Origin of the sequence: Enterobacter sp. PL1 (assembly GCF_945957325.1) — a bacterium.
In the GTDB taxonomy this organism is placed as follows: domain Bacteria; phylum Pseudomonadota; class Gammaproteobacteria; order Enterobacterales; family Enterobacteriaceae; genus Enterobacter; species Enterobacter roggenkampii.
In genome coordinates this window covers 13,773-26,287 of the sequence record NZ_CAMFKT010000031.1, presented here as the reverse complement: position 1 = coordinate 26,287, position 12,515 = coordinate 13,773, and the positions used below count along the sequence as shown (strand labels likewise).

The following is a 12,515-nucleotide window of genomic DNA, read 5'->3' as shown; positions in this document are numbered from 1 at the left end:
CGATGGCGGAAATGACGACCCAAACCGTTGTGCCCGCACTGCCGCGGGCGCAAAACCGGGTATTGAAAAAATTCCTCGCCAATAAAAGCGCGGTCATTGGCGCGGCAGTGGTGGGGGTGTTTGTGCTGGTGGCGCTGCTGGCGCCGTGGATCGCCCCGTTCGACCCGGTCAAAGCCAACTTCCTGGCGGTGCGCAAAGCGCCGTCGGCGATGTACTGGTTCGGCACCGACGAGCTGGGGCGAGACATCCTATCCCGCATTATCTGGGGGGCGCGCACCTCGCTGATGGCGGGCTGTATGTCTGTGGTGATTGCCGTGGTTATCGGCGTACCGCTGGGGCTGGTGGCGGGTTACTTCCAGAAAATCTGGGACGGCGTCATCTCGCGCGTGATCGAGGCGCTGCTGGCCTGCCCGTTCCTGATCATGGCGATCGCGCTGGGGGCGTTTTTGGGCCCGAGCCTGACCAACGCGATGATCGCCATCGGCCTTTCCGCGATGCCGATCTTCGCCCGCCTGACGCGCGGCCAGGTGATCGCCATTCGCAACGAAGAGTACATCGACGGCGCGCGGGCAATTGGCCTGCCGGATCGCTGGATCATCATCAAATACGTTCTGCCCAACGTGATGTCGCCGATTCTGGTGCAGGCCACGCTGGCGATTGCCTCGGCGATAATCGCTGAAGCCAGCCTGTCGTTTTTGGGGCTGGGACAGCAGCCGCCCAATCCATCCTGGGGCTCCATGCTCAACACCGCCAAAGGTTTTCTTGAACAGGCCCCGTGGATGTCCATTTTCCCCGGCGTGGCGATTTTCCTTGCCGTGCAGGGCTTTAATTTACTCGGCGACGGGCTGCGCGATGCGCTCGATCCGCGCCACGACTAAGGAGTCATGATGACCAAAGCGCTAGATTTTACGTCCGGTTACGCTTCACGCCGCCCGCCGATGCTGGGCCATAACGCCGTTGCGACGTCTCAGCCGCTGGCGGCGCAGGCGGGAATGAAGATGCTGCAGCTGGGCGGGAATGCCGTGGATGCGGCCATAGCCGCCGCCATGGCGCTGACGGTGGTCGAGCCGACCGGCAACGGCATCGGCAGCGACGCCTTTGCTATCGTCTGGGACGGTGAAAAGCTGCACGGCCTGAACGCCTCAGGTCGTTCGCCTGCGAGCTGGCACGCGGATCTGTTTGCCGGAAAAACCGCGGTGCCCGAAATCGGCTGGGACGCGGTAACCGTGCCGGGGGCGGTATCCGGCTGGGTCGCCCTGGCGGAACGCTTCGGCACGCTGCCGCTGACCACCCTGGCGCAGCCCGCCATTGACTACGCGCGCAACGGCTTCCCGGTCTCCCCGCTGATTGGGCATCTCTGGCAGCGCGGCTATAACAAGCTGAAAGATCAGCCGGGCTTCAGCGCCTGCTTCGCGCCGGAAGGCCGCGCCCCGCGCGTGGGGGAGATCTTCCTTAACCCGGCGCAGGCGAATTCGCTTGAGCTGATTGCCCGCACCAACGGCGAAGCCTTTTACCGCGGTGAGCTGGCGCAGAAAATTGCCGCCTTCGCCAGAGAGCATGGCGCGCACCTGACGGCCGAGGATTTGGCCAACCACCGCGGGGACTGGGTAGAACTGCTGTCACGCGACTTTGCGGGCGGCTCGGTGCAGGAGCTGCCGCCAAACGGGCAGGGGATCGCCACGCTGATTGCGCTCGGCATTCTTGAGCAGTGCGGCATTGAGAAGCATCATCCGGATTCCGTGCAGTCTCTGCATCTCTCTATCGAGGCAATGAAGCTGGCGCTGGCGGATCTCGACCGCTACGTGGCAGACGAAGCACACATGGCGTTTGCGGCGAAAGAGCTGCTGAGCGACCATTACCTGAAGTCGCGCGCGGCGCTGATCAACCACGACAGCGCGTCCGATTTTGTCTACGGTTCCCCGACGCAGAGCGGCACGGTCTACATTAGCACCGCGGACGCCAGCGGGATGATGGTCTCGTTTATTCAGTCCAACTATATGGGCTTCGGTTCAGGCATTGTGGTGCCGGATACCGGGATCAGCCTGCAAAACCGGGGCTGCGGCTTTGTGCTGGATCCAAATCACCCGAACGCGCTGGCGGGGAGCAAGCGCCCGTTCCACACCATCATTCCGGGCTTTGCGATGGACGGCAACGGCAAGCCGCTGATGTCCTTCGGCGTGATGGGCGGCCCGATGCAGGCGCAGGGGCACATGCAGATGGCGCTGCGCATCATGCTGCACGGGCAAAACCCGCAGGCGGCAATCGATGCGCCGCGCTGGCGCGTGGTGCAGGGCAGGGAGGTGATCGTTGAATCGACGTTCGATCGCAACACGATTGCCGCGCTGCGCGAGCGCGGGCATCAGATCGTGGTGGAAGATCCGCTTCAGGATTACAACTTCGGTGGTGCGCAGGTGATTTACCGCCTGCCGGAAGGACACTACGTGGCCGCGACGGAAAGCCGCAAAGACGGGCAGGCGTTGGTGAGTTAAAAGAAGCGAGCAACATTGGTAGGCCGGGTAAGGCGTAGCCGCCACCCGGCTTTTTTTTCACTCAATGCTAAAAGGATCCGCATCCTGCCACGCCGGAAACTTCTCCCGGTACTCCTTCAGCGCCGTCAAGGACAGCTCCGCATCAATACGCGTCGCCTGATGCGGCTCGGCGGTGGCGATAATCTCGCCCTGCGGATTCACCACCCGGCTGTCGCCGCGATAGTGATGCCCGTTGCCGTCCGTCCCCACGCGGTTGCAGCCCACCACGTACGCCTGGTTCTCAATCGCGCGCGCCACGAGCAGCGACTGCCAGTGCAGGGAGCGCGGTGCAGGCCAGTTGGCAACATACAGCGCCAGGTCGTAATCGTTGCGGTTACGCGACCACACCGGGAAGCGCAGGTCGTAGCAGACCAGCGGCAGAATACGCCAGCCGCGCCACTCGAACACCACGCGTTCGTTACCGGCTTCATAGTGATGGTGCTCATCCGCCATGCGGAACAGGTGGCGCTTGTCGTAGAAATGCACCTTTCCTTCCGGCTCGACCAGCAGGAAGCGGTTCACCGGGCCGCGCTCCGTTTGCAGCGCGGCGCTACCGGCAATCAGCGCGTTGGTCTGCTGCGCTTTGGCATGCATCCAGGCGACCACCTCCTCCTGCGGCATTGACTGTTTTGCCGCTTCCATGGCGAAGCCGGTGGTGAACATTTCCGGCAGGACAATCACATCACGTCCGGTAATGTCTTCGAGTTGACGATCAAAGTGGCGCAGGTTGGCGGGGCCATCCATCCACACTAAAGGTTGCTGCAAAATAGAAATCTTCAGACCAGGCACGATACAGGCTCCTCAAACGACCACTTTTTGACACTGTAGCACGACATAACGAGAAAATGTGGCAATAAAAAACCCCGCGCGAGGCGGGGTTTAGGTAAGCGAAACGCGTTATGCCGCTTCAGGTTTGCGGTGCTTCTCCGGCAGCTTTACCGGCTGCGTCGCCAGCTCGTCCGGCTCGAAATCATCCACGTTAATGCTGCGCAGACGGCTCTCTTCGGCTTTCACCAGCAGAGCGGCCTCATCTTTACTGATAATGCCACCGGCCAGCGCCTGTTTTGCCAGTTCGTCCAGACGGGTAAACGGCAGGTTTTTGCCCAGCTGTTTACAGATCTTCTGGTGAATCGGATCGGCGGCCATCACGTCAAGCAGCGCCTCTTCCAGCAGACCCACCGGGTTATGCGGCGTCGGTGCCAGGTACTGACCGCGGCCGATGCGGGAACGGGTTGCGCTCGGAACCTGCAGGATCTTCGCCACTTTGTGGTCCAGCTTGTCGGACGGTGCCAGATGGTGACGACCGGTCGGGAAGATCACCACGCGCAGGGCGCCTGCCACGAAGCGGTTCGGGAAGTTCGCCAGCAGATCGTCAATCGCCTGTTCAGCCTGATACAACGCATCCTGCACGCCCCAGTGCACCAGCGGCAGATCCGCTTCCTGACGGCCTTCGTCGTCGTAACGTTTCAGGACCGCAGAGGCCAGGAAGATCTGGCTCAGCACATCGCCCAGACGGGCAGAGATACGTTCGCGACGCTTCAGGCTGCCGCCCAGCACCGCCATGGAAACGTCAGACAGCAGGGCCAGGTTGGCGCTCAGACGGTTCAGATGCTGATAATAACGTTTGGTTGCATCGCCGGTCGGCGTGGCGCTGGTAAGGCCGCGCGTCAGGCCCAGCCAGAAGCTGCGCACCTTGTTGCTGCCCACGTGACCGATATGTTTGAACAGCAGCTTATCGAAGGCATCCACGTCGTTGTTCTGCGCCGCGGCCATCTCTTCCAGCACGTATGGATGGCAGCGAATTGCGCCCTGACCGAAGATCATCATGCTGCGGGTCAGGATGTTTGCCCCTTCCACGGTGATGGCAATCGGTGCGCCCTGATAGCCGCGCGCCAGGAAGTTGCCTTCGCCGAGCATAATGCCTTTACCGCCCGCGATATCCATCGCGTCAATAATTGACTGCTGCGCGCGGTGGGTACAGTGGTACTTCACAATGGCCGACAGTACGGCTGGTTTTTCGCCCAGCATAATGCCGTAGGTAATCAGCGTGGCGGCAGCGTCCATTACGTAGGCGTTGCCCGCGATACGCGCCAGCGGCTCTTCGATACCTTCCATCTTGCCGATGGAGATTTTGAACTGACGACGGATGTGCGCGTAGGCACCAATCCCCATCGCCACCGACTTCAGACCGCCGGTTGAGTTCGACGGCAGGGTAATGCCGCGGCCCACCGACAGACATTCCACCAGCATACGCCAGCCCTGACCGGCCATTTTTGGACCACCGATGATGTAATCAATCGGCACAAAGATATCCTGGCCGCGGGTTGGACCGTTCTGGAACGGCACGTTCAGCGGGAAGTGACGACGACCAATCTCAACGCCTGGGGTGGAGGTTGGGATCAGCGCACAGGTAATGCCCAGATCTTCTTCGCCGCCCAGCAGTCTTTCCGGGTCAGAGAGCTTAAAGGCCAGACCCAGCACGGTGGCGATAGGGGCCAGCGTGATATAACGCTTGTTCCAGGTCAGGCGCATGCCCAGCACCTGCTCGCCCTGCCACTCGCCCATGCAGACCACGCCGGTATCCGGAATCGCGCCCGCATCGGAGCCTGCTTCCGGGCTGGTCAGCGCGAAGCAAGGAATTTCCTGACCGCGAGCCAGACGCGGCAGGTAATGATCTTTCTGCTCTTCCGTACCGTAATGCTGCAGCAGTTCGCCTGGGCCTAAGGAGTTCGGTACGCCAACGGTAATCGCCAGGATGCCGGAAACGCCTGCCAGCTTTTGCAGCACGCGAGCCTGAGCGTAGGCGGAGAATTCCAGACCGCCGTACTCTTTCTTAATGATCATCGCGAAGAAGCGATGCTCTTTCAGGTACGCCCACAGCTCTGGCGGCAGGTCGGCCATTTCATGGGTGATGGCAAAGTCGTTCGCCATACGGCAGGCTTCTTCTACCGGGCCGTCAATAAACGCCTGCTCTTCCGCGGTCAGACGCGGCTGCGGGTAGTTATGCAGCTTTTTCCAGTCTGGATTGCCCTGGAACAGGTCGCCTTCCCACCAGGTGGTGCCCGCATCAATCGCCTCTTTTTCAGTACGCGACATGGGCGGCATCACCTTGCGGAAGCCTTTGAACACCGGTGCAGAGATCATTGATTTACGCATCGGGGCAAAGTTAAACGGCAGAAGGATGATGGCAAGAGGGACTAAAAGCCAGATAGTCCAGAGACCTGCGACGCCAAGCGCAGCCGTCCAGGCCAGAAGAATCAGGCTGCTCAGGAATAAACTTACGCGGTGATAGAACAACACACCGAGCAGAACAACGGTTGCGAGAATGCTCAAAATCATCATAAAGAAAAGCTCCCTTGCTTGTAGGAGGTCTGACCACTTGTGATGATATGGTTGTAGTTGATGTTATTTCCTTTAGCAATGTGTTTACAAAATAATTACAACCTGGTTCACATTGTTCGCGTTTTACCCGGCACGAAAAAGCAAAACGCCGGACGTTTCGCATGGCTTTAGCTTCTCGCTTTTCCCGCTATCCGGTACACTCCACTGTGTTATTTCATCAATACTGAAGGATTATCCTCATGTACCAGGATCTTATTCGTAACGAACTGAACGAAGCGGCGGAAACGCTGGCGAACTTTCTGAAAGATGATGCCAATATTCACGCTATTCAGCGCGCGGCGGTCCTGCTGGCCGACAGCTTCAAAGCGGGTGGCAAAGTGCTCTCCTGCGGTAACGGCGGCTCTCACTGTGACGCGATGCACTTCGCAGAAGAGCTGACCGGACGCTATCGCGAAAACCGTCCTGGCTACCCGGCGATTGCGATTTCCGACGTGAGCCACATCTCCTGCGTAGGCAACGACTTCGGTTACGACCACATCTTCTCTCGCTACGTTGAAGCGGTAGGCCGTGAAGGCGACGTGCTGCTGGGGATTTCTACCTCCGGCAACTCCGGTAACGTGATCAAAGCGATTACTGCTGCACGTGAAAAAGGGATGAAAGTCATCACCCTGACGGGCAAAGATGGCGGTAAGATGGACGGTACGGCGGATGTTGAAATTCGCGTTCCGCACTTCGGTTATGCTGACCGCATTCAGGAAATTCACATCAAAGTGATCCACATCCTGATCCAGCTGATCGAAAAAGAGATGGCTAAGTAAGACTTCGCTGGGGGGCGCCGGTGCCCCCCGCTGTTGTGGAGGTGATGTATGTGCGAACTGCTCGGGATGAGCGCCAATGTGCCAACCGATATCTGCTTTAGCTTCACCGGGCTGGTTCAGCGCGGTGGGGGAACCGGGCCGCATAAAGACGGCTGGGGCATCACCTTCTACGAAGGCAAAGGGTGTCGCACGTTCAAAGATCCACAGCCCAGCTTTAACTCACCGATTGCCAAACTGGTGCAGGACTATCCTATCAAGTCCCGCTCGGTGATCGCCCATATTCGCCAGGCTAACCGTGGCGAAGTGGCGCTGGAAAATACCCATCCGTTTACCCGTGAGCTGTGGGGCCGAAACTGGACCTACGCGCACAACGGGCAACTCACGGGCTATAAGTCGCTGGAAACGGGCAATTTCCGCCCGGTAGGCGAAACCGACAGCGAAAAAGCCTTCTGCTGGCTGCTGCACAAGCTGACGGAGCGCTATCCCCGCACGCCAGGCAATATGGCTGCCGTGTTTAAATACATCGCGACGCTGGCGACCGAGCTACGCGAAAAAGGCGTGTTCAACATGCTGCTCTCAGACGGCCGCTATGTGATGGCGTTCTGCTCGACGAATTTGTTCTGGATCACCCGCCGTGCGCCGTTTGGCGTGGCAACGCTGCTCGATCAGGATGTGGAGATAGACTTTCAGAAGGAGACCACACCGAACGATGTGGTCACTGTTATTGCAACGCAGCCGCTGACGGGCAACGAAACCTGGCAAAAGATTATGCCAGGCGAGTGGGTGCTATTTTGTCTCGGGGACCGTGTAATTTGACGCCAGCTGTGGATGGACAACTTCGTGGCTCAGCGGCTTGCTGACCACGTAACGGCCATCCACAACCGAGACAACAGGCGGCTTGTGAGTCTGCTCGAAGTAGTCATAGCCGGGTTTCAGCTGTTTCCAGAAATCCGCGTAGTACGAATACTTGTGACGCGCCATGTTGGCATCCGTCATGCGGAACGGATAGATGCTGACCTGAACGTTTGGCTGACCAAAGACCAACGCGCCGGTGACAAACTGGAAAATCTCATCAATGCCGGAATCGGTCATCGCGTAGCAGCCGATAGACACGCAGGCACCGTGGATCATCAGGTATTTACCTTCATAACCGTGTGCACGGTCATAGGCATTCGGGAAACCGATATTGATGGCTTTATAGAAACGGCTGTCTGGTTTGAGCTGGCTACGCTGAACGTTGTAAAACCCTTCCGGACTTTTGAAATCGCCCTGACGCTGTTTTGGCCCTAATCCACCGGAGTAGTTACATATTTTGTAGCTATCAAGCAGCTGATACGTCTCACCCATTTTTACAAACAGATCGAGAGTGCGTTCTTCCTTGAAGATCTGAATATAAACCGGCGATCCCATTAACTGCTGTTTATATTCTTTGCTGATCGGCGTCGTTGAGCTATTACTGCTGAGCAGTCCGGCAAACGACATGCACGGAATCAGAAGCATCGCAATGAACAATGCGATTTTACGCATACTACTAGTTCCTTGATAAAACCATGACCAACTTGCCAGGACGGCAAAAGAGACCCGAAATCAGATTATTCTGTTAGGAGCGCTCACATTAGCACCGCTATAGATTTTCGCAAGAGCCGGGCGGTGAGTTTACAAATTAGTTTTACTTTATAAACCATCAAAATCGCGATGGCTCCAGGAACTTTGCGCATTAGCTCGCAATTTGGCGCGCGCGACGGCGGATTCGCTGCCCGCGAGAAGGGGAAAATGTTACACTTCGCGGCCACTGGATTGTTGTTCATGGAAACCTGCTAACCACATGTTTAAAATCAAAAAAGGACTTGTTCTGCCGATTGCAGGCGTGCCCGCGCAGCACGTTTCGACAGGCGCAAGTGTCCGTCATGTCGCCATTGTGGGCGACGACTACCTGGGAATGCGACCTTCGATGTTGGTACAGGAAGGCGATCGCGTGATCAAAGGACAGGCGCTCTTTGAGGACAAAAAAAATCCCGGCGTGATGTTTACAGCCCCCGCGAGCGGCACCGTTGTGGCGATCAACCGTGGCGAACGGCGCGTTCTGCAGTCGGTGGTGATCCGCATTGAAGGCGATGAACAGCGTGAATTCGCCCGTTACGATGCCGCAGACCTCGCGTCGCTGAGCCGTGAGGCTGTTCAGGCTCAGCTTCTGGCGTCCGGTTTATGGACCGCGCTTCGCACGCGTCCCTTCAGTAAATCCCCGGTTCCCGGCACGGAACCGGCCGCGATTTTCGTCACAGCAATGGATACCAACCCGCTCAGCGTGGATCCGCAGCCGGTTATCCTGGCACAGCGCAAAGCCTTTGATGCCGGGCTTACCGTTTTAACCCGTCTGACGTCGGGAAAAGTCCACGTTTGCCAGGCCGGTGGCGGCAAGCTTGGCGGTCATCCTCAGGGGCAGGTCACGTTTAATGAGTTTGCTGGCCCGCATCCGGCGGGTCTGGTCGGGACGCACATCCATTTCCTTGAGCCGGTGAGCCTGACGAAACAGGTCTGGCATCTTAATTATCAGGACGTCATCGCCATCGGTACGCTCTTCACCTCCGGGGAGCTGTGCGCGGAACGCATCATCGCCATCGGTGGGCCGCAGGCTGCAAACCCGCGTCTGGTGAAGACGCTGATTGGCGCGAATATCAATGAACTGCTGAACGAAGAAACCAAAGCAGGCGAAAACCGGCTGATTTCCGGTTCGGTCCTCAGTGGCCGCCATGCCGTGCAGGCGCACGCCTATCTGGGACGTTTCCATTTGCAGGTCAGCATTGTGCAGGAAGGCCGCGAGAAAGAGCTGTTCGGCTGGGTGCTGCCCGGTGCGGAAAAATACTCCGTCACCCGTACCACGCTGGGGCACTTCCTGCGTAATAAGCTGTTTAGCTTTTCGACCAGTACGCACGGCGGCGAGCGCGCTATGGTCCCGATTGGCAACTACGAGCGCGTCATGCCGCTGGATATTCTGCCGACCATGCTGTTGCGCGATCTGCTCGCCGGCGATACCGACAGCGCGCAGGCGCTGGGCTGTCTGGAACTGGACGAAGAAGATCTGGCGCTCTGTACCTATGTCTGTCCGGGAAAATACGAATATGGACCGGTATTGCGCGAGGTGTTAACCCGCATTGAGCAGGAAGGATAACCGATGGGCTTAAAACACCTCTTTGAAAAAATTGAGCCGCACTTTACCGAAGGGAAGCTCAAAAAGTACTACCCGCTGTATGAAGCCACGGCGACAATTTTCTACACGCCGGGGCTGGTGACGAAAGGAGCGGCGCACGTCCGTGACGCCATCGACCTTAAGCGGATGATGATCCTGGTGTGGTTTGCGGTCTTCCCGGCGATGTTCTGGGGGATGTACAACGTCGGTCTGCAGACCATTCCGGCGCTGCACCACATGTACGATGCGCAGCAGCTGACGCAGGTGCTTCAGTCTGACTGGCACTACCGCCTGGCCCAGTCGTTAGGGGTGAGCTTTGCGCCAGACGCGGGCTGGGTGAGCATGATGACGCTGGGGGCGGTGTTCTTCCTGCCGATTTACATCACGGTCTTTATCGTGGGCGGCTTCTGGGAAGTGCTGTTTGCCATCATCCGTAAACATGAGATCAACGAAGGCTTCTTCGTGACCTCTATTCTGTTTGCCCTGATTGTCCCCCCGACGCTACCGCTCTGGCAGGCAGCGCTGGGCATCAGCTTTGGCGTGGTCATTGCCAAAGAGATCTTCGGCGGCACCGGGCGGAACTTCCTTAACCCGGCGCTGGCGGGGCGTGCGTTCCTCTTCTTTGCCTATCCGGCGCAAATCTCCGGCGACCTGGTCTGGACGGCGGCTGACGGTTTTTCCGGCGCGACGCCGCTTTCACAGTGGGCGGCACACGGTGGCGAAACGCTGGTGAACAACGCGACGGGTCAGCCTGTAACCTGGTTTGATGCCTTTATTGGCAACATTCCGGGTTCCATTGGTGAAGTTTCAACGCTGATGATTTTGATTGGTGGAGCGATCATCCTGTTTGGGCGCGTGGCCTCCTGGCGAATTGTGGCGGGCGTGATGATCGGCATGGTGCTGACCGCCACGATGTTCAACGTTATCGGTTCGACCACCAACCCAATGTTCTCCATGCCCTGGTACTGGCATCTGGTACTGGGTGGCTTCGCGTTTGGCATGATGTTCATGGCAACCGACCCCGTCTCAGCCTCGTTTACGGACAAAGGTAAATGGAGCTATGGCGTGCTCATTGGCGCGATGTGTGTCCTGATCCGCGTGGTCAACCCGGCGTACCCGGAAGGAATGATGCTGGCTATTCTGTTTGCCAACCTGTTTGCGCCACTCTTCGATTACCTGGTGGTGCGGGCCAACATTAAGCGGAGGAAGGCGCGTGGCTGAAGTTAAAAATAACGACAGTATCAGCAAAACGCTGCTGGTGGTGCTGGTGCTCTGTCTGGTCTGTTCGATTGTCGTGGCCGGCTCTGCCGTGGGGTTAAAACCCCTGCAGCAGGCGCAACGTGCGCTGGATAAACAGCGCAACATACTGGCCGTGGCCGGGTTGATGCAGGAAGGGATGAGTGCAGACGACGTCTCGGCGGTATTTGCGGAGCGTATTTCACCGCGTCTGGTGGATTTGAAAACCGGCCAGCTGCTGGATAAAGATCCGGCGAAGTATAACCAGGCGCTGGCGCTGAAAGATCCGCAGATGAGCCTGACGCTCGAGGCATCGCAAGATCCCGCCGGGATTAAGCGCCGCAGCAATCTCGCCGAAATTTATCTGGTGCGTGACCCCCAAAAACGCATTCAGGAAGTGGTGCTTCCTGTCTACGGCAACGGCCTGTGGTCAATGATGTATGCCTTTGTGGCGCTTGATACGGATGGCCGTACCGTAAAAGGCATTACGTATTACGACCAGGGCGAAACGCCGGGGCTGGGTGGCGAAGTCGAAAACCCGAACTGGCGGGCACAGTTTATCGGTAAGAAAGTGCTCGACGATAACGGTCTGCCTGCGCTGAAGGTGATGAAAGGGGCGGCACGTCCCGGTGACGACTACGCCGTCGACGGGCTGTCCGGCGCCACGCTCACCTCCAAAGGCGTGCAGCACAGTTTTGATTTCTGGATGGGCGAGCTGGGTTTTGGTCCTTTCCTGAAAAACGTACGTGAAGGAGCGCTGAACAATGGCTGATACCGGTGAACTGAAAGAAGTCAAAAAGGTGCTCATTGGCCCACTGCTGGCCAATAACCCGATCACGCTGCAGGTGCTGGGCGTCTGTTCAGCCCTGGCGGTGACGACCAAGCTAGAAACGGCGGTGGTGATGACGCTGGCGGTCACGCTGGTCACGGCATTTTCGAGCATGTTTATCTCGATGATCCGCCACCACATTCCCAACAGCGTGAGGATCATCGTGCAGATGGCGATCATCGCCTCGCTGGTGATCGTGGTCGATCAGCTGCTGCGCGCCTTCGCCTATGAAACCTCCAAACAGCTCTCGGTGTTTGTCGGGCTGATCATCACCAACTGTATTGTGATGGGGCGTGCGGAAGCCTACGCCATGAAAATGCCGCCGCTGGCGAGTTTTATGGACGGTATCGGTAACGGCCTCGGCTACGGTGTGATCCTGCTGACCGTTGGCTTCCTGCGTGAGCTGATTGGCAGCGGTAAGCTGTTTGGCATCACGGTGCTGGACACGGTGCAAAACGGTGGATGGTATCTGCCAAACGGCCTGTTCCTGCTGGCTCCCAGCGCATTTTTCATTATCGGTTTGTTGATCTGGCTGATTCGTACCTTGAGACCAGAACAGCAGGAAAAGGAGTAAC

General features: G+C 58.1%; 11 protein-coding genes. 8 read left to right on the top strand and 3 right to left on the bottom strand.

Features of this window, described 5'->3' with window-relative positions:
- Positions 1–2 precede the first annotated feature (2 nt).
- Both N6P30_RS21120 and N6P30_RS21115 read left to right on the top strand, forming a co-directional pair.
- A complete protein-coding gene (locus N6P30_RS21120) occupies positions 3–878 on the top strand; it encodes an ABC transporter permease (protein WP_023293216.1) in 876 nt (291 codons plus the stop codon).
- Between the two features lie 9 nt (positions 879–887).
- Positions 888–2,489: a gamma-glutamyltransferase family protein gene (locus N6P30_RS21115; protein WP_023293215.1), complete on the top strand. Its 1,602-nt coding sequence runs from the start codon at positions 888–890 to the stop codon at positions 2,487–2,489.
- Between the two features lie 57 nt (positions 2,490–2,546).
- Here N6P30_RS21115 and N6P30_RS21110 read toward each other — a convergent pair whose 3' ends face one another.
- The gene (locus N6P30_RS21110; protein ID WP_008500265.1) at positions 2,547–3,317 is read right to left on the bottom strand and encodes an amidohydrolase; all 771 of its coding nucleotides are present in this window, start codon (positions 3,315–3,317) and stop codon (positions 2,547–2,549) included.
- 108 nt (positions 3,318–3,425) lie between these two features.
- Positions 3,426–5,870, bottom strand: coding sequence for an acyl-CoA dehydrogenase FadE (gene fadE / locus N6P30_RS21105; protein WP_023293214.1), 2,445 nt, complete (start codon positions 5,868–5,870; stop codon positions 3,426–3,428).
- Between the two features lie 239 nt (positions 5,871–6,109).
- Here fadE and lpcA point away from each other — a divergent pair, with 239 nt between their 5' ends.
- Positions 6,110–6,688, top strand: coding sequence for a D-sedoheptulose 7-phosphate isomerase (gene lpcA, locus N6P30_RS21100; protein ID WP_008500263.1), 579 nt, complete (start codon positions 6,110–6,112; stop codon positions 6,686–6,688).
- A gap of 48 nt (positions 6,689–6,736) precedes the next feature.
- The gene (locus N6P30_RS21095) at positions 6,737–7,504 is read left to right on the top strand and encodes a class II glutamine amidotransferase (RefSeq protein ID WP_008500262.1); all 768 of its coding nucleotides are present in this window, start codon (positions 6,737–6,739) and stop codon (positions 7,502–7,504) included.
- Here N6P30_RS21095 and dpaA read toward each other — a convergent pair.
- A complete protein-coding gene (gene dpaA, locus N6P30_RS21090) occupies positions 7,475–8,215 on the bottom strand; it encodes a peptidoglycan meso-diaminopimelic acid protein amidase (RefSeq protein ID WP_008500261.1) in 741 nt (246 codons plus the stop codon). The genes N6P30_RS21095 and dpaA overlap by 30 nt on opposite strands.
- Before the next feature lie 298 nt (positions 8,216–8,513).
- Between dpaA and N6P30_RS21085 the strand changes: the two genes are divergently transcribed.
- Genes N6P30_RS21085 through N6P30_RS21070 form a run of 4 tightly spaced genes read left to right on the top strand, consistent with a single transcriptional unit; the run spans position 8,514 to position 12,514 of the window.
- Entirely contained in the window at positions 8,514–9,857 is a 1,344-nt protein-coding gene (locus tag N6P30_RS21085) for a Na(+)-translocating NADH-quinone reductase subunit A (protein WP_023293212.1), read from the top strand.
- Positions 9,858–9,860: 3 nt separating this feature from the next.
- A complete protein-coding gene (locus N6P30_RS21080) occupies positions 9,861–11,096 on the top strand; it encodes an NADH:ubiquinone reductase (Na(+)-transporting) subunit B (RefSeq protein WP_023293211.1) in 1,236 nt (411 codons plus the stop codon).
- On the top strand, positions 11,089–11,883 hold the full coding sequence (locus N6P30_RS21075; protein ID WP_023293210.1) for a Na(+)-translocating NADH-quinone reductase subunit C: 795 nt from the start codon (positions 11,089–11,091) through the stop codon (positions 11,881–11,883). The genes N6P30_RS21080 and N6P30_RS21075 overlap by 8 nt, the downstream gene beginning before the upstream one ends.
- Entirely contained in the window at positions 11,876–12,514 is a 639-nt protein-coding gene (locus N6P30_RS21070) for an NADH:ubiquinone reductase (Na(+)-transporting) subunit D (protein WP_008500256.1), read from the top strand. The genes N6P30_RS21075 and N6P30_RS21070 overlap by 8 nt, the downstream gene beginning before the upstream one ends.
- Position 12,515 lies beyond the last annotated feature (1 nt).